This window comes from Dorea longicatena, assembly GCF_025150085.1.
Lineage (GTDB): Bacteria > Bacillota > Clostridia > Lachnospirales > Lachnospiraceae > Dorea_A > Dorea_A longicatena.
In genome coordinates this window covers 681057-700602 of record NZ_CP102280.1, presented here as the reverse complement: position 1 = coordinate 700602, position 19546 = coordinate 681057, and the positions used below count along the sequence as shown (strand labels likewise).

The window sequence follows — 19546 nt, the reverse complement described above, 5'->3', positions numbered from 1 at the left end:
ATTATAGTATTTTTCCATGTAAAATGCAATCTTTTTTACCCTTATATTCCCTATAATTCAGTCATTTATCCTGTATACATTTTATAATCTGTCAAAATCCATATCCAGAAGCTCATCAAAAGATTGAATAGAAGCGTCTGCTTTTTCTACTTCGCCGAATCCGTAAGCTGCATAGATCATCGGTATTTCTGCTTCCTTACACGAATTCGCATCTCCCTGTGTATCTCCAACATAAACCGCCTCACTCAGACCATTTCTTTCCATGATAATCCGGATATTCTCTCCTTTTAATCTTCCGGTATAAGCCGGGCAGGTGAAATCCTTAAAATACTCTCCTAATTTTGAATACTGCAAAAATGCTTCAATATATCCGTCCTGACAGTTACTTACAATATACAGTGGATATTTCTCACTTAATTTTTTAATTGTCTCCTGTACACCTTCAAATATCACACATGGACCGGACGCAACCAATCCATTTTCATATTTCAACATTTTCTCCATGAGCTTCATCATCTCATCTTTCGGCATCTCCGGAAAAAGACTTTCACCAATCGCTTCCATTGGCTTTCCAAACTCTTTTTTCAGATCTTTTTCTTCAAGTTCTTTGTGTTCTATTCCTTCATCCTTGATCACTTTATTCCATGCAACTGCTACCATTTCGGTTGAATCCCATAAAGTACCATCTACATCAAATATAATTCCCTTCATTTCCTTCCTCCGTTATCTTTTTGTTCATAAAACTGTCTTTCCTAAGTATACTATACTTCAAGGCTTTACTACAAGCCCGGTCTTCTTTCAGTCTTTCAGCAGTATCTTTTCCCGTGATTCTATACCTTCCCATGGATTTATCCATATTTCTACATTCTTTTTCAGTTCTTTATTATAATATTTGATCTTTATTATAATCTTACCGTCTGTATAATCATCATACAGCTTTCCTATGTTTTTATATTCATATGAATACCCTATCTGTCCGTGATTTTTCAGATCCTTCCATTCCCTGGATGATAATTCTTTTTTGAATACTTTCTTCTTGCCGATTTTCATCTCTAGCTTCACAGCTTCCACATTCTTCATATTCTTTTGCTCCGAAGCACGAACATTCAGATAACCTGACTGATATTCACCATTTCCTGTCTCATCTGCCTCCAGATCTGCCATCGGAAGCCAGTCGATCTGCTCCAGTAAATACTCCGTCGAATCTGTATCAATGACGACATTCTGTTTTTCACCACTCTTATCGATATTAAGACTGATATTCACCGGATTCTCCAGATAACTTACCGGTATCTCTGCCTCGCCTTCATATCCATTTTCTTTTTTTACCATATCTACAGATATGTTTCCGTCACTTTCGTCGGTCTTAACAAGACCTGTCATTTGTGTTTCTGCGCTGTCCCGAACCAGAACACACTTTAATTTCAGATATATCTTTCCGTCCTCGGAACAACGTACACTTCTGTAAAACTCCGATATGATTCCTTTTGGCCTTCCTATCTGTTCACTGTCTTCATCCGTTTCCTGCTGTACGATCTGTGTCGTCTGTGCTTCTGTATTATTTGATTTTTCTTCAATAATAAAATATCTTACATATATACTTCCACCGATACACGCAGCAAGAAGAATCGCAGAAATTGCTATCAAAACTATAGCATATCTCTTCCACCGTTTTATTTCTTTTTGGCAATGTTCTATTCTTTCTTTTTCATCTTTACGTTTTGTATCTTCTTCGCATTCCATCCCCAAAAGCTCTGTTATAGACACTTCAAAAATCTCCGCCAATAATTTTAATTTTTCTATATCCGGAATGGCACTGTCTGTTTCCCATTTGGATACAGACTGTCGTGACACTCCTATTTTTTCCGCAAGCTGTTCCTGCGTCATAGATCGTTTTGTCCTCAACTTATATATCTTTTCACCTAATGTCATTTTCTCACCTTCTTAATAATATCTATACGAAATGAATTCATTTTTTTCATTATGTCTTATTCTCCTGCATTTGTCCACATATGTAACATTGCAATCTCGCAACCATTGGTTGACAGCTTTCATTTTTCGTAATTTTCAGACTTTTCATCCACTTTTTTATTTCTTCATATTCACCCGCCTCTTGCTGTGCTATACTGAAGACAGTTTATACAATGTCTGAATCTGCAGAACGCATAGCGATATAAAATATGATTCAGCAACATATGACCGGTTTATGAAAGGAGACTACTATTATGAAAGTTATTGTAATCGGACCAAAAGGTAAAATGGGAAAACTGATCACACAGGTCGCTGCCAGTCGTGACGATATGGAACTGGTGGGTGCAATAGCACCAAAGGGACGGGATTATATCGGAAAGGATCTGGGCACTGTTGCCATGACGGGCTTCGAACTCGGAGTTCCTGTAACCGATGACCTTGAAAGTATCATTGATTCCTGTGATGTCATCATTGATTTTTCCACAAAAGAAATGGCCATGGAAGTTCTGGATCTTGCTATTGCCCATAAGAAAGCACTGGTATGTGGATCGACCGGATTTTCCGCTGAAGAAATGAAACGCTTCGAAGAAGCCGGCAAACAGATCCCGATGCTCTATGCGGCTAACACTTCAAAACTTGTGAATATCATGAACAAACTTCTGGAACTTGTTACTGCAACTTTAAAAGATGAGATTGATATCGAGATTCTGGAAATGCATGATCAGTGGAAGAAGGATGCACCAAGCGGAACTTCTAAAGAGATGGGTGAGATCATGGCTCATGCTCTCGGCAAAGAGCTTAGCGATATTGCAGTCTACGGACGTGAAGGCGAATCACCTCGTGAACCTGGAACCATCGGCTACCATTCCCTTCGTGCCGGCAATATTCCAAGCAGCCATACCGTATACTTCGGAGGCATGGGCGAACGTCTGGAAATTACCCATCACTCCTATAACTGGGAATGCTTTGCAAGAGGAGCCTGTGACTGTGCTGCTTATCTTGAAGGGAAAGGCCCTGGGTTCTATTCCATCAAAGATGTGCTTGGAATTTAATCCACTAATGAATGGATCAAACACAGAACTACAAAAAATCCGCCATTGGCAGTTCCTTACGAACGCATGGCGATAAAAATAAAAGGTACATTCCCTTGCATTAAAGTCTGCACAGGAATGTACCTTTTATTTTATTCCAGCCGGATATCAACCTTTTCACACATTAAACAATCAGACCTTCCAGCTCGTCCTTGGACATCACACCCATATCTCTCTTAACGACTTCTCCGTCTTTGAACACCAGAAATGTCGGGATAGACATTACACGATACTGTCTTGCAAGTTCCGGTTCCTGATCTACGTCAATTTTGCATACTTTGATATCTGTACGTTCTTCTGCAATCTCTTCCACGATCGGTGCCATCGTCTTGCATGGTCCGCACCACGTTGCCCAGAAATCTACCATTACAGGTACTTTTGACTCCAGTACTTCTTCATTAAAATTATCTTTTGACAAATGTATAACTGCCATATCTATTTCCTCTCTTTCGTAATGACTATTATCATGTAACTACATGCTTATTATAACCGATTCCCCAAAGTTATCCATATAAATTCTATAAAATATTCTGAAAAAATTATTCAATAATAATTTTGTATGAAGCCTCAAATTCTCCGCCCGCTTCCAGAGCATTTTCCCAGTCTCTGTCTTTTAATTCCCCGTCGAATCTTTCACTGTCACAACGTCCATACCATGGTTCAATGCATACAAACGGAGCCTGTTTTTTCGGTGGTGACCAGATTCCTGCAAGTGGTGCGTCAAATTCTACTGCCAGATATTCCTTCCTCTGTGGATCCGTCAATGCGACCCTTTGAATCTGATGCCCTTCAATTACCAGCGCATCCCCGTCAAACAAATGCTCATCAATAGAAAGGAAGCCGTCTGTCAGCTTATATTCTTTTTTCTGTGTTGTAACAACTCCACCTTCTCCGAATACCGTATTCGTCAGTGATTCCGGTGCATTTCCTTCTCCATCCTTAAACTTCAGGAAATATTCTGACTGCTTCTCGCCTTCTCTGACCGGGCAGAAGAATGCCGGATGCGCACCGATCGCAAAATACATATTTTTCTTATTTGTATTTTTTACTTTCCACATTACCCTGACAGCTGTTCCTTCCAGTCTGTATCCAATCTCCAAATGGAAATGAAACGGATAGACTTTACGGGTTTCATCGGTATCCTCCAACGCCAGCCATGCCTCATCTGTGCTCCGGCTTATCAATGTAAAGTCCATATCTCTTGCAAATCCATGCTGATTCATCGGATATTCTTTGCCCTCATGTCTGTAAACTTTATTCTTTACTCCGCCGACAAAAGGAAATAACACAGGCGACGTCCTTCCCCAGTATTTTGCATCTGCATTCCACAAATATTCCTGTCCGTCAGCCTTACTTTTCAACGACCGCAATTCTGCTCCGTGAATATTCACAGTTACTTCTATCTGTTCATTTTCCAATCTGATCTGTTCCATCAATCTCTCATCCTTTCTGTCTGCTCCATTCCTTCTAAATCTTTTCCAGATCCAGTTCTGTTCCATTTAGCACTGCTGACACCAGACCGTCATGTCCGTCATAAACGAGTTTCAGCGAGAAAAACGGAACCTTTTCTGCTATCAGTTTTAAAAATATCTTATCTCCTCTCCAGAGATTCAGATCCTGTATCTTATTAATATCAACCCAGTCCAAAACGCCTTCATCACAGGCAATCTGTTCCCCTTCAAAACCATCTGCGTGAAACAAAGACATATATTCTGTCACTCCGTCTCCCGATACAAATGTTACAAGTCCACAGAACCTGTAAGAAGTAAGCGTATACCCGGTCTCTTCTTTTACCTCTCTTAGAACACATTCTTCAGGGCTTTCATCTGCCTCAAAGTGCCCTCCGACACCGATCCATTTTCCCTCATTCACATCATTTTTCTTCTTAATTCTGTGAAGCATCAGATATTTATTATCTTTTTCAATATAACAAAGTGTACTGAGTCCTGTCATTTCATCCTCTCTTTCTGTTATTTTTACATTTAATTTATCTGATTTTACTGCTTTAGTATCCACGGCATTCATGATATGATATGGATACCAGCGTTATAAATATCAGCGTTATACATGCCAGATTTTGTTTCTGGCATTATTATACCTATACTACAGGAGAATTGCAATGAACCGTACAATAGAATACCTGATTACCGAAAAAGAAGACGGACTCCGGATTGAACAATTCTTACGAAGGAAAGGATATTCCGGTCAGAATCTTGCCGAAATCAAACGTATGCCAAAAAGTATACTGGTAAATGGTGTCCATTATTATATGCGCCAGACACTGACTGCCGGAGACATTCTAAAAGTCATTATCTGTGAAACAAAATGCTCTGAGAAAATCCCCCCGGTGGAGATTCCACTGGATATTATCTACGAAGATGAAGACATCATCGTGATCAATAAACCCGCCGGCATGCCGATTCATCCGTCAATGAACAATTATTATAATTCCCTTGCCAATGCACTTGCATGGTACTACCAGAAGCAGGACAAACCTTTTATCTTTCGCTGTTGCAACCGTCTTGACCGCGATACCTCCGGACTCACTGTGGTCTCCAAACACCTTGTCAGCGGAAGCATCCTTTCTACCATGACTAAAAACCGGGAAGTACACCGCGAATATCTTGCAGTAGTAAAGGGCCGTGTCACACCTTCATCCGGAACAATCTGCGCCCCACTTGCCCGAAAAGAGGGAACGATCATTGAACGCATGGTAGATTTTGAACACGGTGAGGAAGCCATCACCCATTATAAACTGATAAGAGAAGCAAACGGACACAGTCTGGTCTCATTAAAACTTGAGACAGGCCGTACCCATCAGATCCGTATTCATATGAAATACCTTGGCTTTCCACTGATCGGTGATTACCTGTATAATCCAGATATGGAACATATGACCAGGCAGGCTTTACATTCCCATCATATGGAATTTGCACATCCGATCACCGGTGAATGGATGTCATTTACGGCACCTCTTCCTGCTGATATGGCAAATGTATTAAAAGACTAAAAAAGCAGTATTGTATTCCGATTTTTCATCGTTATACAATACTGCTTTTCATCTATATCCAGTTATTTTTTAGACTCCTCATATGCCTTCAGTTCATCGAGCGCCTGACCTCCCATCAGGTACAACGCTGCAATGTTGAAGATTGTCATCAGACCGATTCCGACATCTCCCAGATCCCATACAAATGTATAAGTCGCAATTCCTCCAATGAACAACATCACAAGTGCCAATACTTTGTATGCAGTCTGCCAGCACCATTTGTCACCAAACAGATATGCCACATTACATCTTGCATAAAAGAGAATTCCCAGAAATGTAGAAAAACTGAACAGGAATAAGGTCACTGCAATGAATATCACTCCGAATTCTCCCAGATGATATCTCATCGCAGTCTGTAACAGATCCATTCCTTCTTTTCCAGCGACCAGTTTTTCCGGTACCAGTAACATGATCATAGCGGTACAGCTACAGATTACGATCGTATCTACAAACACTCCAAGTGCCTGTGTTAATCCCGCTTTCACCGGTTTGTCACATTCTGCTGCCGCTGCCGCACATGGCGCAGAGCCTGAACCAGCTTCATTCGAAAATAATCCACGTTTTACTCCGTTCATCAACACTGCTCCAAATCCACCGGCTGCCACCTGGCGGATTCCGAAAGCTTCCTGGAAGATTCTTGCAAATACCCCCGGAAGGCTTCCGATATTGGTAATAATAATAAAAATCGTAATGCAGAAATAACACACCGCCATAAACGGAACCATCAGATCCAGTACTTTTACCGTCGCATTCTTACGAAGTACGATAATCGCCGCAAGGATCACCAGAACGATCGTCGTATAAAGTGGCGGAATAGAAAATGCATTTTTAAAAGATGCAGCCACAGAATTACTGATTACCTGACTAATCCCGCACCAGCAGATCAAACCTGAGATGGCAAATAATACTGCAGGCAGTACGCACTTTCTCTTCTTTCCGGTCCTGCCTTCCACATAATCATGGATATAATATGCCGGTCCGCCGCGGAAACCTCCGTATAAAGGATCTTTTTCTTTATGAATCTGAGCAAGTGTTGCTTCTATAAATGCTGTCGAAGAACCGATCAGCGCTGTCACCCACATCCAGAATATAGCTCCCGCACCACCTGCGGATACTGCCGCAACAACGCCGACCAGATTTCCCATTCCGACACGGGTTGCTGTCGATACGATCAATGTCTGAAAAGTAGACAGACTGTTCTTGTCTTCTTTCTTTCCTGTCAGTACCGTTACCATATCCGGAAATAACCTGATCGGAAGTACTCTGGTCCGGATGGTAAAATATATTCCTGCCGGTATCAGAAGTATGATCAACAGTGAAATTCCGACACTACCGCCTCCCGGAAGAGGTATCTGCAATAAATCTCCCCACAAAAAGCTATATACTTGTTCTATTAATTTAACTATCATAGTATAAATATCCTTTCAAAGTCTCAGGACTTTAAAGCACTACACTTTAAAGCCCTGAATTACATCATACTATATTCTGATCTATATTGCAAACTGAAACTTACTTTTGTTCTTTTATCCCTGTGATCATAAATATTAATCAATCAGGTCGTTCTGGAATCTGGACAAATGCTCATACGGAAGAATCAACCTTCCACGGTAAAGTCCACATCCGTCATTGATCAGACTGTTATTTATTGCCGAAAACATATTCACATCCAGTTCAGCCAGCTTAAGATTCAAAAGTTTCATTCCTCTCTCATAAGCCTCATCAAAATACAGACACTCTCCTTCCGGGATTGCATCTCTTCTGGCCCGTTCATGTTCCTGCTCTTTTTCATAACCGATATGATTTGCCGAGCCTATTTCTGCAATGTCATCCATCATTTTGGTTCGAAGCTGTACCTCCATATAACATCTTGAACTATTATCGTAAAATGTAATATGTAAAGACTGATAATTATTCGAACTATGGCTGCAGATATAATCTCTGTAATACGGTTTCACTGATTCGTTCAAAAGCGGGGATGTACTTTCCTTTATCCCCATGGCCGGTTCTGCACTAAATCCCTGCTCCTCCAAAAATCCCGGCAGTACATTTGCGATCTGATACAGGTATTTCCGCTCCTGCTCTTCTCTGTCTTCTTCACTGTTCAGATGGCATCTGGGAACTGAAATAATAATTCTGTAAGCGATTAAATCTCTAAAGCAACTCAATCGTTTCTTAACTTCTGCTATGCTCGGATATTTCCCGTGTTCTTCATAATAATCATAAATGAATTCCACCACATAACCATTGAATTTCTCTTCTGCCCGGATCAGTGATTTGATCCTTCCTTTGAAAGTAAATGCCATAAACGGATATTCTTTCGCCATATATTTGTAAAACTCTCTCATTTTCTGAGACTGCGCAGTTAAGAAATCATTATGCTCCAGAAGTTCCTGGATCTGCAACAGAAAATTACAATGAATCATATCTATTTCATTTCCTGTTTTCTTGGCATCTTTTCTCAAATCTTTGATGTAATTGTGAAGAATCCGAAGTACTGTATCTCCGGAATACAGATAGTCATTTAATATAACCATCTCTGTCACACTCCTCTTCTGTCTTTTTTCTTCTCTCCTGATTTTTTATTTTACCAAATTTTTCTTAAACATGCCAGACTGGTAAAAACGAAGTTTTTCCCTTTTACGCTTCCATCCTTTTCAGCTCCGGCATCACTGTACATAGCATCGTGATAAAGCAGATACTTCCACCGATCACATTTGATACCGGCTCTGCAAGGAATACCCCATCCGTTCCCATATGTAATACATATGGCATCAGATAAGTAAGCGGAACTACAATGAACACTTTACGAAGCAGTGAAAAGAAGATTGCCTGCCTCTTCTTATTCAGTGATTTAAATACTGTTTGTCCCATATACTGCAGATCCATAAATATAAACGCCGCAAAATATTGTTTCAACGCCGGAACGGCATCTTTCATAAGAGTCTTATCCGAACTGAATATCCGGATCAGGACTTCCGGAATCATGATAATACTTCCCCACATCACTCCTGTATATATAAGGATCATAACTGCCAGAACTGCAATTGATTTTCGCACACGCGCAGGACGACGAGCCCCGTAATTATAGCTTAAGATCGGAGACGTTCCTTCATTTATTGCATGGATCGGAGTCTCCACAAGCTGACGCACACTGGAAATGATCGTCATTACAGAGATATAAATATCTCCGCCTGTAACAGACAGTACGTTGTTACAACAGATTGTCACCAGGCTGTTCGTAAGCTGCATGATAAATCCGGCCATCCCCAGACTTACAATATTTTTCGCATACCCTGTACATTCCGATATCTCATTCTTCCGTAAAAACCGTACTTTCAATTCTGCTTTTCCTGTAAGGAAAAAAAGAACAAAGGCTGCCGATAATGTCTGTGACAGTATGGTCGCAATGGCTGCGCCCCGCACTCCGAATCCGAGAACAAAGATAAACAGTGGATCAAGTATCAGATTCGCAACTGCTCCGATTGCAACAGAAAGCATTCCAACTACAGAATATCCCTGGGCATTGATGAACGGATTCATCCCGACTGCGATCATTGACGGCAATGTACCGAGCAGATAGATCATCATATACGGATACACATACACCAGTGCACTCTTAGAAGCTCCAAACAAAATTAAAATCGGTCTTGCAAATAGTAACCCCGTCACCATCAATATCACACCACTGACACAAACCATGGAAAAAGAAGTATTCATAATACACACAGCTTCTCTCTCCTGCCTTTTCCCTCTGGAAATAGAAAAAAGCGGTGCACCTCCGCCTCCAAAGAGATTTGCAAATGCAGTAATGATCACGATCAACGGAAAGCAGATTCCAACTGCCCCCAGTGCTTTCGTTCCCACCTCCGGGATACGTGCAATGTATACACGATCCACAATGTTATATAATAAGTTTAAGATCTGAGCAACGAGCATCGGAAGTGCTGCACCAAGAATATTCCCGGTCACGGTTCCATTTTCAAAGTCAACTCTTTTCATATTTTTACTCATTCCTTTTCTTTTTTCTTGCGTTTTCAGTATAACATCGGTTATTATATATGTAAATTATTGTTTTTATATGGCAATTCAACATTTTTTATATGGTTTTGTTCATAAATAACTCTTATATTTTTTATTTTTATCATATAGAGAAAGGAAATTTTATGGAACTGAAACAGTTAGAATATTTTCGTGCTATCGTAGATGCCGGGACCATCAGTGGTGCGGCCAGAGATCTTCATATGACACAGCCTCCTCTCAGCTATCAGATCAAAATGCTGGAAGAGGAATTACAGGTGCCGCTTTTTCTTCGTGGTAAAAAAAGAATCACTTTAACCGAAGCCGGGAAAACACTTTACGAACAGGCCGGAAATCTCCTGATACTTTCCGACCTCGCCAAACGTGAAGTGATAAAATCCAGCCAGTCTGCCACTCTGCATATCGGTATGACCCCTTCCACCGTATCAATGATGTCCGACCATCTTCTTCATTTTGCAAAGAAGTATCCCAAAGTGCGTTTTGATGTACACGAAGGCTCAACCTTTACACTAAAAGACCAGCTGGAAAACCGGATCATCGACCTTACTACTCTGCGGACTCCCATTGCATTGAACGGATGTGAAACAAAGCCGCTCTTAAAAGAAAGCCTTATGGCTATGAGCATTCCTGATTCCCCGCTTCTTCAGGAACGTTCTTCTATCCCGCTTAAAGAGCTTTCCAGACAGCCGCTGATTCTTTCATACCGCTATCGTAAATATATGCTGGCAGCCTTTGAACGCGCCGGACTGATGTGTGATATATATTTCACTTGCGGAGATGCCCGCACTGCTATGACCATGGCAGAAAAAGGGCTTGGTATTGCTATCCTTCCTGCTTCAATGCAGACGCTTTCTTCAAAACTTACATCATGCAGGATCTCAGGCGCAGATCTTACTACAGAGATCCTGCTGGCATGGAGAAAAGAACAACTCCCGGAGGAGATTCAGGACTTTCTAAAAATGTGGGATTAGCAGATCAGGATCTTGTCCACACACAATCCCTGTCAATCTCTTCCAGACTCGTCACTCCACACATTTTCATCGTATCTTCCAGTTCTGTTCCCAGCTTTTCGATATAAGATTTCACGCCTTCTTCTGCGCCTCCGTATACAGCTGTCACAAATGGTCTTGCAATGATCACTGCATCTGCTCCCAATGCAAGTGCTTTAAATACATCCACACCACTGCGGATTCCACCGTCTACAAATATCTTCATAGAATCACCTACTGCCAGTGCAATCTCTTCCAGAACTTCTGCTGTCGCCGGGCACTGATCCAGTACACGGCCGCCATGATTCGATACTACAATTGCAGATGCTCCCGCCTCTTTTGCTTTCAATGCTCCTTTGACGGTCATAACACCTTTCACAATAAATGGTGTGCCTGCCATCTTCGCAATCTGACGGAGTTCTTCTACCGTCTTACTTCCTGCCGGTGGTTCCATATTCTTAAGAAACGGAAGCCCTGCTGCATCAATATCCATCGCCACTGCGAGGGCTTTCGATTCATGTACCATCTCCATCTTCCCGGCAATCACATCCAGATTCCATGGTTTCACAGTCGGGATTCCGATTCCATCTGTTTTCTTAATCGCTTTTGTTGCTGCAACCATCACATTACTGTCCACGCCATCTCCTGTAAATGCAGCAATTCCGTATTTTGCACAGGAAGATACCAGAATATCATTATATGCCACATCATCCAGGCAGTCTCCATAATGTAATCCTACTGCACCAACCGGACCTGCAAAAAACGGATATTTGAATTTCTTCCCGAAGAGCTCCAGTGATGTATCCACCGGTTTATTCTCGGCAATTGTATCCATCTGTACACGGATTTCCTTCCATTTGTCATAATTGCGGATAGCTGTATCCCCTACTCCCTTTGCGCCCGGTCCCGGCATCTGGTTCTTACAGGCACGTCCGTTACACTCCGGACAGGCTTTACAATAATTTCCAATACGTGTTCTTGCATTTTCTATACAGTCTGAATAATTCATATTTTTCTCTCTTTTCTTTCGTTTTCTAACATCTTCCACAGTTTCTGCAGGGATTACATCTTAATTTTTTCAGTTTTAGATTCCAGTCTTGAATTTCCGGTAACTTTTCCCCGGTTATCCACCTTTTCATCCCATAATGATCTGAAACCGTAACTTTATCCCCATTCCACTCAATCTCCAGTGGATACAGTGTAATATTTTCAGGATTCATACAGTTCTGACGAAGTCTTGGTGAATACACTTCTTCTCCCCAGGATACGGCCTGATCTATTGTCCGAATCCGTATATGCGTCTCACTGATACGTAAAATCTCCGGTTCCGCTGCACAATGATATCTTTCAGGTATTTCATTCTTGAAAACAGAAATGATTCCTAACGGCGTCCTGATCTTTTCATTCTTTTTCATCTTAATATCCGATCTCCTCCAGAATCCGCTCAACAAGTCTCACATTTTTCAGCGAAAATTCTTCCGTAACCGCCGGCTTCTCATTTTCATCGATACATCTGCCAAATTGTTCTACCTCCAGGCGATAATTCTGTGGAACTTCTACCGTCTTTACTTCTTCCTGCCCCTCAGCCGTACGAATCGTATAGCTTAATTCTCCATCACCATTGAATGAAAATTTGGTTCCGGTAATGCTTCCCTTCGTCCCATCTATCTCCAGACGGTCCAGTCTCCTGTCCTGATCCGTTGCAAGTGTCATGCCGCAGGTAAATGCTGCTTTCTTTCCATCTGCGAATTCCATGACCACAGAAGTCAGCTTATCGATCTTTTCTTCCGAAAAGATTGCGGAAGCCTCGACTTTTTCTGGTTCTTCATTCAGAAGTCCTAACGTCAGGCTTGTGTTGTATACTCCAAGATCGTATGTACACCCTCCGAGAGTCTCCCGTCTCATCCGGATATTTTCCTTATTATAGTCCGATGTGATAAATGCGGAATCTATATAACAAACTTCTCCTATCGTACCATCTTCTATCTCTTTCTTAATTGCAGTGATATATGGACTGTGCTGATACGCAAAAGCTTCCATAAGATATACATGATTCTCTTTTGCCGTGTCAAATAATTCTTTTACCTGCTTTTCACACGGTGCAAGCGGCTTCTCACACAATACATGTTTGCCGCTTTTCATAGCTTTCACGGCCCACTCATAATGTAAAGTATTTGGCAGCGCAATATATACCGCTTCCACTTCCGGATCATCCAACAATTCTTTATAACTTCCATAGGCTTTTTCAAATCCGAATTTTTCTTTAAATTGTTCAGCTTTGTCTATGCTTCTTCCGGCAATTGCATATAATTCGCAGTTGTATGCCTGTATCATTCCCGGAATGGTACAACTTCTGGCAATTCCGGCAGTTCCTATAACGCCCCACTTGATTTTTTTCATTGTTTTACGCCTCGCTTATGTATGATAATTTTATTTTAGCACTTTTGGAAACATTATCCTACTAAAAAAATGTACCTTTTATCCTTATTACTCGAGCACTGAAATTTACTTTTTCAAATCAGCCGTTTTCATACTTTGGGGATACTTTGTGCTGTACATAAGGCCCCATACCCCACTTCCTCATTCGGATACTCGTCAAATCCCGGTACTTTTTTCGCTCCACGTCTCAGATACGCCTTCACCTTCTCCCCATATAGATATGGATCGTTTTTTCTCACAATCCCCCATTCCATCAAAAGCGCTACACTTCCTGTCACAAATGGCGTGGCAAAGGATGTTCCTGTAAATGCCGCATATCCTCCGCCCACTGTTGTTGTCATAACTTCCACTCCCGGTGCCACAAGATCCGGTTTCACCATATTCGTAAGTCTGGTAAATCCTCTTCCCGAAAAATCCGCATATGCAAATGTCCTTGCGTCATATGCTCCTACGGATATTGCACGGCTGGCAGAAGATGGAATTGTGAGCGTCGTAGCATCTGTTGGAAACAAGAATCCTGTTCCACGATTCAATACATTGTCGCTTGGAAGCCACATTTCATATTGTCCTGTCACAATCTTCCCGGCACTTAGAACAATTCTCCATATTCCTTCTGTCAGATAACTTTCTACCGGAAGCAGATCTATATAGATTTCCTGGGAAATGCTGTAAGGACTTGGTTCCCCATAATAAAGCAGTATTTCTGTCTGACCAATTCGGAAGCGATGTGGTCCCAATATCTCCGGTACCGGTCCGACCCGCACTCCCGATGGATTGATGATCGAAATTTCTATTTGATCCGTATATTCTTTCCATATCTGGATACTGATCGATGACTGTCTGCTCTGAATTGCAAGCTGGATTGTCTCTTCTCCTTCTGAAATAATTCTACCGGAAGTATGCCCGGCACTTGCCGCTTCATTTCCGGTTCCGATGCAAAATACACTCTTCCATATGTTGGACACATCATCGATATACCGCTCCAGCAGTGTCGTCCCGTCATGTCCGCCGTATGTATTTCCAAAACTGATATTCACAGCTACAGGCATCCGAAGCTCCAGTGCCTTTCTTATTATATAATCGATCCCCATCATTAGCTCTGTCGTTCTTGGGAATCCTTCCTGTATGGGATTACCAAGTTTTACAACGATCAATTCACTCTGCATGGCAACTCCGGCATAACGTCCTCCACTGTTGCTTCCATTTCCTGCTGCTACTCCCGCCACTGCCGTACCGTGTCCGGAAATGTCCTGGCTTCTCACAAGCCTTCTCTGTTCTGATACAGTTTGTGCATTTAATGCTTCATCTATTTGTTCTTTCGTATACTCCACACCGATGCTGTATCCAACCGGTGCTGTTTCCCCATCTGCCGGATTCAGAGACTGATCCCACAGATACCGAATCCTCGTGCTTCCGTCCGCATTTCGAAAATCTATATTCGCATAATCGATTCCCGAATCTATGATTGCAACCAATATTCCCTGTCCATACAGAGAAAGGCGTGTATCCTGTACCGCATTGATACAAGACACACGCCTTCCTTCTGCTGCCTGAAAGAACAGCCGTTTTGGTTTTTCTACATATTCAACTTCCGGAATTTCCGATAAGATGTCGATTCTGGATTCTGTAATTCGGATGACTGCATATTCATTTTGAAGTTCTGTTACTTTGGATGCTATCTTCCTGACTCGGTCCAGATTTACGGAATATTTGATGATCAGATCCCATTCCCGGTCAAGCGGATCATATCCAACATTTAAATTCAAGGATTTTTCCCGCTCATCTTCCGCGGAATTCAGTGCAAGATTTAAAAGATTTTCTAGTTTCTGACTGGTCATACATTAACTCCAGATGCTTTTGTTATTAATATATGTGCTTTGTAAGCCATAGGGGACACTGAAAAAGCCACTTTTTTACGTCCCCTATGGCGTCATCACTTCTCCCAGCACTCGCCCCACTGCCCCGGCAAAATCATTAATATTCTGAATCTGCACCAGTTCTCGGTCGAATATCTCTCTTGCTGCCTCTCTGGATTTTGCACTTCCCATGAAGATTCCTATGACCTGGATTCCTTTTTGCTTTAACCTCTGAACTTCCCTTGCTGTATCCTCTATTGCCGGCTGGTCAGTATATTCCTTGTTCGTATAAAAAGCTCCCTCACCGATATTCTGGTCGTCCATAGGGTTTGCATCCGTCAGTACAAGTAAAATTCTTTTTGCTTTCTTACTTGCTTCCATCAAATATCCTGCTGCACGCAGAGCCAGTCCGTCCCGGTTATTTCCTGCCGCAACATATCCGAATAATTCATTTCCAACCTGTTCTTCTTCATAATCTTTAAAGATCCGCATCACCGTAAAGCCCCGGATACTGCAATAGGAATATATCTGTGCCGGTATTCCACACTCTTCCAGACTTTCTGCCAGGACATATGCCTGCGCCGCAATCTGTTCCTGCATCTGCTTTCTGGAAGACGATGCATCGATCAGCATATCGACTGAAAATCCCGGAATCTCCACTTCTTCTTTCCGTTCGAATACTCTTGGATTATCCAGATAAACTGCTTTCCATACTTCTCTCGGATTGATCTTCCCGTGCGTTGCCATTTCTGGAAATGTCTCGTCCTGTGTCTCCAGACAGATGCGTAATTTCTCTGTAAGTTTTCTTATACTGTTTCTGTATATTGCACGATTCTTCTCATAATACTGTTTATTTTTCTCATATTGCTGGGCAGATTCTTTTTGAAATTCCAGGATTTCCTGTCTTTCTCGTTTTCTTTCTATTTCCGAAAGTTCTTTTAATTTTGTTTTGCTCTTCTGCTTTTCTTTCCATCCTGATCTTCCTCTTGTAAAGAGTACATGACAATTCTTATGTTTATCCACACATATCTCCCGCTCTATTCTTTCCTGCTCAGTCTGCGGGTACATATTCTTGCCAAAGCAGGCTTCTACATATATTCTTGCCTCCCCCGGATCATTTTTTAATGAGAACTGCACCAGATAATGCTTTGACCGCTCTATAACTCCTGTTTTTTCCTCACTGCCAACGTCTTTATCTTCATAATGCTTCGCCCGTACATATGTGGCACTCACTTTTCCAACAGAATGGAATGCTCCGGCAACTTTCTGAAGAAAGTAAACACCTTTTTTTTTCGCAGCTTTTGACGGACGATAAGAAAAATATTTCCACAGATTCTCTCGTGTCTGTTCCAGAATCTCATCCGTTGTCATCTCTTCCGTATAGGAAAATGCATGCAGAAGTTCTTCCTCTTCTGTAGTTAGTTCGGATGGCTGTCCCAAAATTTCTCTGCAATGTGCATTCCGGATTTGTTCTATCCTTGCATATTCTTTATAATTCCTGTAACGGTTCAGATTATCCAGCGCATACTCCCTTCGCAGTTCTTCCATTACTGATCTTATTTTTCTTTCTTTTTGGTACAATGCATTCTCAAGTCCGATCCAAAGAAGACCTTCATACAGTTCCCGGTCTTTTCCGCCCAGCTGATTAAAAAAATCATCTATTTTCTCCTGATCGTACCATTTGTAAGTCAGACCGATAATCAGATTCAGATACATATCTGCCGTTCCGTTCGATGCAAATGCAAGGAAAAGTGGTTCAAGTTCATAATTTTCTGCCGCCGCCCATATAAAATTGCATGCTCTTTTTGCTTCTCTTAATTCTTGTTCTTCTATTTCCGCCATGCTATAACACACTACTTTCCTGTTACTTCACAAACAAATCTTTCTTCACCATTTTCTTCGAGATTCTTGTACGGATCGTATCACGAATCAGGGTCTGTTCATAGGTATCAAATGTTTTATTGGTAATTCCCATATCCAGTGCCGTAAATATATCAAGTCCTTTTTCCATCAGACCGACTGCTCCTAAGAGACCACGCAGATCCAGAGCCTTGGAAGATATCTCTCCATTTTCACATTTCTTATGTAATTCCAGAAACATAAATGTCAGTTCTCCTGCTCCTTCTTCCCTGATGTCCGGATAATGCTTTTTTATTAATTTAATCAGACTTTCCTTTGAAATCATCGGCATCTGGATTACGACAAATCTGGATACCAGTGCTTCATTCAGTTCTTTTGTACCCGCATATCCGTAGTTCATCGTTGCAATGAATCTTGTCGCCGGATGTAATTCCATACGTTCGTATCCTGGAACATCAATCGTCCGCCGGAAGTCCAGTGTCGCATGAAGTACTGCCATTGCTTCACTTTTTGCCATGTTGATCTCATCTAATATGGCAAATCCACCGGCTTTTGCCGCTGTATACACCGGCCCCGGTCTGAAAGATACCTCTCCCCCACGGAATGTATCCATACCAATCAATGAAGCTGCATCCATATTCACATGAAACGACACATCCCACCGTGGTCTTGCAAATACTCCCGCCAGATTCTCTGCAAACAGACTCTTTCCAGTTGCTTTCGGACCTGCCAACAGAATATTCTCTCCACACAAAATTGCGGTAATTGCCTGCTCCCAGACTTCTTTTCCATAGTAAAATTGTTCCAGTTTCGGAATTCTTGAACCATATTCTTGTTCTACCGGGTATGTTTCCCTATATTCTGTTATCTCACGGATCAGATCATCTCTGATTCCAAGTTCTCTTAATTTTTCCAGCAATTTCTAAGGCTCCCTTTCTGAAATGTTGTTATTTATAGATATACACTATCCACTTCTCCATATTTTATTACTTAAAAATACACGAATCAAAGATTTTCCCTTTTTCTTACAAACTGCAGGAATTTCCTCACCGCTACCGAAGCATTCTTCTCATTCTTTACCGCGATCACAATCTCCCGGTGCAGCTCCGGTTTCAGACTTCTTGTTACGATATAATAATCGCATCTTTTCATCACCAGTTCCGACAGTATCCCGATTCCCAGTTCGTTTTCCACCATAGACATTACTGCATAATCGTCCCCGGAATAATAAGAAATGTGCGGTGCAATCTTATTCTCATCATGATAAATATGAATTTTACTTATATTCTATTCTACTATATAATAAAAAACAAGAAAACTATTACATAGGAGGAATCGCCGATTATGTCGACAAAAAAAGCCAATCTGATTCTTACAACCTGCTCTATGGCATGGGGAACTTCTTATATATTTATGAAACTTGGAATTAAGGGACTTTCCCCTCTGATGCTGATGGCTCTGCGTACAGGAATCGCATTCCTGATTCTGGTACTTATATTTTTCAAAAGGTTACTGAAAGTTAATAAAAGACTTTTACTCTACAGTGCCATCACCGGCTTTCTGCTTTTTACAAACCTTACGCCAATCCTTTACGGATTAAATACGATCACTGCTTCTCAGAGTGGATTCATCCTCAGCACCACCGTTGTGCTTGTTCCGGTCATTCATTCAGTTATTTCCCGGAGACTTCCGGAGCATCATGTCAAGCTTGGAATCATTATCGTATTAATCGGAATGGTACTGATCAACGGCGGTGATATATTTGCTGTCAAGCCCGGAACGCTGCTTTGTATGCTTTCGGCTTTTAGTTATTCAATCAATATTGTATTAAACAGCTATTTTACCAGACAGGTAGATCCACTTGCACTCGGAGTCTACCAGCAGGGCTTTACCTGTCTTTATTCCATAATCGGTCTGCTGGTGTTCGGATCCCCGATATTTCCGAGCACCGCGTTGGACTGGATCTCCGTTCTTGGACTTGCTCTCCTGTCCTCAGCTTACGGATTCGTTGTACAAACTGTTGTGCAGCAATATACAACACCGGAGAATACCGGATTCCTGTTCTCCCTGGAACCGATCTTTGCAGCGATTTTTTCCTTCATCTTCCTGCATGAGAAGCTCACGGAGATGGGATATCTCGGGGCCATTTTCATTCTTGCAGGAGTGTTTACCGCTATCGATGCCAAAAGTACGGTAATGGAATTAATCACCGGAAAATCCGTTGCAGAAGTTACATCCAAAAGATAGCAGAAA

19 protein-coding genes are annotated in these 19546 nt (G+C 41.6%); 4 read left to right on the top strand and 15 right to left on the bottom strand.

Annotated elements, in window-relative coordinates:
- Window positions 1–81: 81 nt before the first annotated feature.
- Window positions 82–711: an HAD family hydrolase gene (locus tag NQ508_RS03415; protein ID WP_006426408.1), complete on the bottom strand. Its 630-nt coding sequence runs from the start codon at window positions 709–711 to the stop codon at window positions 82–84.
- Between the two features lie 87 nt (window positions 712–798).
- Window positions 799–1932, bottom strand: coding sequence for a helix-turn-helix domain-containing protein (locus NQ508_RS03410; protein WP_006426409.1), 1134 nt, complete (start codon window positions 1930–1932; stop codon window positions 799–801).
- 293 nt (window positions 1933–2225) lie between these two features.
- On the opposite strand from NQ508_RS03410, the gene dapB reads away from it, so the two are divergent.
- Window positions 2226–3023 carry a 4-hydroxy-tetrahydrodipicolinate reductase gene (dapB, locus tag NQ508_RS03405; RefSeq protein WP_006426410.1) on the top strand — a complete coding sequence of 266 codons (798 nt, stop codon included), beginning with the start codon at window positions 2226–2228 and terminating at the stop codon, window positions 3021–3023.
- A 163-nt stretch (window positions 3024–3186) separates the two neighbouring features.
- Here dapB and trxA read toward each other — a convergent pair whose 3' ends face one another.
- The 3 genes from trxA to NQ508_RS03390 form a co-directional block, all read right to left on the bottom strand.
- Complete coding sequence (gene trxA / locus NQ508_RS03400) at window positions 3187–3495, bottom strand: thioredoxin (RefSeq protein ID WP_006426411.1); 309 nt, start codon at window positions 3493–3495, stop codon at window positions 3187–3189.
- A gap of 106 nt (window positions 3496–3601) precedes the next feature.
- Window positions 3602–4495, bottom strand: a complete 894-nt coding sequence (locus NQ508_RS03395) for an aldose 1-epimerase family protein (protein WP_044919505.1) — start codon at window positions 4493–4495, stop codon at window positions 3602–3604.
- A 34-nt stretch (window positions 4496–4529) separates the two neighbouring features.
- The gene (locus NQ508_RS03390; RefSeq protein ID WP_044919507.1) at window positions 4530–5015 is read right to left on the bottom strand and encodes an NUDIX hydrolase; all 486 of its coding nucleotides are present in this window, start codon (window positions 5013–5015) and stop codon (window positions 4530–4532) included.
- Window positions 5016–5181: 166 nt separating this feature from the next.
- Here NQ508_RS03390 and NQ508_RS03385 point away from each other — a divergent pair, with 166 nt between their 5' ends.
- The gene (locus NQ508_RS03385) at window positions 5182–6072 is read left to right on the top strand and encodes an RluA family pseudouridine synthase (protein ID WP_006426414.1); all 891 of its coding nucleotides are present in this window, start codon (window positions 5182–5184) and stop codon (window positions 6070–6072) included.
- A 62-nt stretch (window positions 6073–6134) separates the two neighbouring features.
- Here NQ508_RS03385 and NQ508_RS03380 read toward each other — a convergent pair whose 3' ends face one another.
- The 3 genes from NQ508_RS03380 to NQ508_RS03370 form a co-directional block, all read right to left on the bottom strand.
- Window positions 6135–7520, bottom strand: a complete 1386-nt coding sequence (locus tag NQ508_RS03380; protein ID WP_006426415.1) for an alanine/glycine:cation symporter family protein — start codon at window positions 7518–7520, stop codon at window positions 6135–6137.
- A gap of 135 nt (window positions 7521–7655) precedes the next feature.
- Window positions 7656–8645 carry a nucleotidyltransferase family protein gene (locus tag NQ508_RS03375; protein WP_006426416.1) on the bottom strand — a complete coding sequence of 330 codons (990 nt, stop codon included), beginning with the start codon at window positions 8643–8645 and terminating at the stop codon, window positions 7656–7658.
- A 103-nt stretch (window positions 8646–8748) separates the two neighbouring features.
- Window positions 8749–10110 (bottom strand): MATE family efflux transporter, encoded by a 1362-nt coding sequence (locus tag NQ508_RS03370; protein ID WP_044919447.1) that lies wholly within the window; start codon window positions 10108–10110, stop codon window positions 8749–8751.
- Window positions 10111–10274: 164 nt separating this feature from the next.
- Between NQ508_RS03370 and NQ508_RS03365 the strand changes: the two genes are divergently transcribed.
- Window positions 10275–11120 carry a LysR family transcriptional regulator gene (locus tag NQ508_RS03365; RefSeq protein WP_044919450.1) on the top strand — a complete coding sequence of 282 codons (846 nt, stop codon included), beginning with the start codon at window positions 10275–10277 and terminating at the stop codon, window positions 11118–11120.
- 4 nt (window positions 11121–11124) lie between these two features.
- Here the strand turns inward: NQ508_RS03365 and NQ508_RS03360 are convergent, their stop codons facing one another.
- The 7 genes from NQ508_RS03360 to NQ508_RS03330 form a co-directional block, all read right to left on the bottom strand.
- Window positions 11125–12147 (bottom strand): alpha-hydroxy-acid oxidizing protein, encoded by a 1023-nt coding sequence (locus NQ508_RS03360; RefSeq protein WP_044919454.1) that lies wholly within the window; start codon window positions 12145–12147, stop codon window positions 11125–11127.
- Between the two features lie 25 nt (window positions 12148–12172).
- Window positions 12173–12553 carry a hypothetical protein gene (locus NQ508_RS03355; RefSeq protein WP_006426421.1) on the bottom strand — a complete coding sequence of 127 codons (381 nt, stop codon included), beginning with the start codon at window positions 12551–12553 and terminating at the stop codon, window positions 12173–12175.
- Between the two features lies 1 nt (window position 12554).
- Window positions 12555–13538, bottom strand: a complete 984-nt coding sequence (locus tag NQ508_RS03350; protein ID WP_006426422.1) for a Gfo/Idh/MocA family protein — start codon at window positions 13536–13538, stop codon at window positions 12555–12557.
- Window positions 13539–13666: 128 nt separating this feature from the next.
- Complete coding sequence (locus NQ508_RS03345; RefSeq protein ID WP_006426423.1) at window positions 13667–15415, bottom strand: S8 family peptidase; 1749 nt, start codon at window positions 15413–15415, stop codon at window positions 13667–13669.
- Between the two features lie 84 nt (window positions 15416–15499).
- Window positions 15500–17275, bottom strand: coding sequence for a vWA domain-containing protein (locus NQ508_RS03340; protein WP_006426424.1), 1776 nt, complete (start codon window positions 17273–17275; stop codon window positions 15500–15502).
- 22 nt (window positions 17276–17297) lie between these two features.
- Window positions 17298–18212, bottom strand: coding sequence for an AAA family ATPase (locus NQ508_RS03335; RefSeq protein WP_044919456.1), 915 nt, complete (start codon window positions 18210–18212; stop codon window positions 17298–17300).
- Between the two features lie 86 nt (window positions 18213–18298).
- Window positions 18299–18541 (bottom strand): LysR family transcriptional regulator substrate-binding protein, encoded by a 243-nt coding sequence (locus tag NQ508_RS03330; RefSeq protein WP_259829096.1) that lies wholly within the window; start codon window positions 18539–18541, stop codon window positions 18299–18301.
- Window positions 18542–18637: 96 nt separating this feature from the next.
- Here NQ508_RS03330 and NQ508_RS03325 point away from each other — a divergent pair, with 96 nt between their 5' ends.
- Window positions 18638–19540, top strand: coding sequence for a DMT family transporter (locus NQ508_RS03325; protein ID WP_006426427.1), 903 nt, complete (start codon window positions 18638–18640; stop codon window positions 19538–19540).
- Window positions 19541–19546: the final 6 nt, after the last annotated feature.

What these genes read in the sequence shown, in the direction of transcription:
- NQ508_RS03415 (WP_006426408.1), bottom strand. Translation starts at nt 711, where the DNA reads ATGAAGGGAATTATATTTGATGTAGATGGTACTTTATGGGATTCAACC.
- NQ508_RS03410 (WP_006426409.1), bottom strand. Translation starts at nt 1,932, where the DNA reads ATGACATTAGGTGAAAAGATATATAAGTTGAGGACAAAACGATCTATG.
- dapB (WP_006426410.1), top strand. Translation starts at nt 2,226, where the DNA reads ATGAAAGTTATTGTAATCGGACCAAAAGGTAAAATGGGAAAACTGATC.
- trxA (WP_006426411.1), bottom strand. Translation starts at nt 3,495, where the DNA reads ATGGCAGTTATACATTTGTCAAAAGATAATTTTAATGAAGAAGTACTG.
- NQ508_RS03395 (WP_044919505.1), bottom strand. Translation starts at nt 4,495, where the DNA reads ATGGAACAGATCAGATTGGAAAATGAACAGATAGAAGTAACTGTGAAT.
- NQ508_RS03390 (WP_044919507.1), bottom strand. Translation starts at nt 5,015, where the DNA reads ATGACAGGACTCAGTACACTTTGTTATATTGAAAAAGATAATAAATAT.
- NQ508_RS03385 (WP_006426414.1), top strand. Translation starts at nt 5,182, where the DNA reads ATGAACCGTACAATAGAATACCTGATTACCGAAAAAGAAGACGGACTC.
- NQ508_RS03380 (WP_006426415.1), bottom strand. Translation starts at nt 7,520, where the DNA reads ATGATAGTTAAATTAATAGAACAAGTATATAGCTTTTTGTGGGGAGAT.
- NQ508_RS03375 (WP_006426416.1), bottom strand. Translation starts at nt 8,645, where the DNA reads ATGGTTATATTAAATGACTATCTGTATTCCGGAGATACAGTACTTCGG.
- NQ508_RS03370 (WP_044919447.1), bottom strand. Translation starts at nt 10,110, where the DNA reads ATGAAAAGAGTTGACTTTGAAAATGGAACCGTGACCGGGAATATTCTT.
- NQ508_RS03365 (WP_044919450.1), top strand. Translation starts at nt 10,275, where the DNA reads ATGGAACTGAAACAGTTAGAATATTTTCGTGCTATCGTAGATGCCGGG.
- NQ508_RS03360 (WP_044919454.1), bottom strand. Translation starts at nt 12,147, where the DNA reads ATGAATTATTCAGACTGTATAGAAAATGCAAGAACACGTATTGGAAAT.
- NQ508_RS03355 (WP_006426421.1), bottom strand. Translation starts at nt 12,553, where the DNA reads ATGAAAAAGAATGAAAAGATCAGGACGCCGTTAGGAATCATTTCTGTT.
- NQ508_RS03350 (WP_006426422.1), bottom strand. Translation starts at nt 13,538, where the DNA reads ATGAAAAAAATCAAGTGGGGCGTTATAGGAACTGCCGGAATTGCCAGA.
- NQ508_RS03345 (WP_006426423.1), bottom strand. Translation starts at nt 15,415, where the DNA reads ATGACCAGTCAGAAACTAGAAAATCTTTTAAATCTTGCACTGAATTCC.
- NQ508_RS03340 (WP_006426424.1), bottom strand. Translation starts at nt 17,275, where the DNA reads ATGGCGGAAATAGAAGAACAAGAATTAAGAGAAGCAAAAAGAGCATGC.
- NQ508_RS03325 (WP_006426427.1), top strand. Translation starts at nt 18,638, where the DNA reads ATGTCGACAAAAAAAGCCAATCTGATTCTTACAACCTGCTCTATGGCA.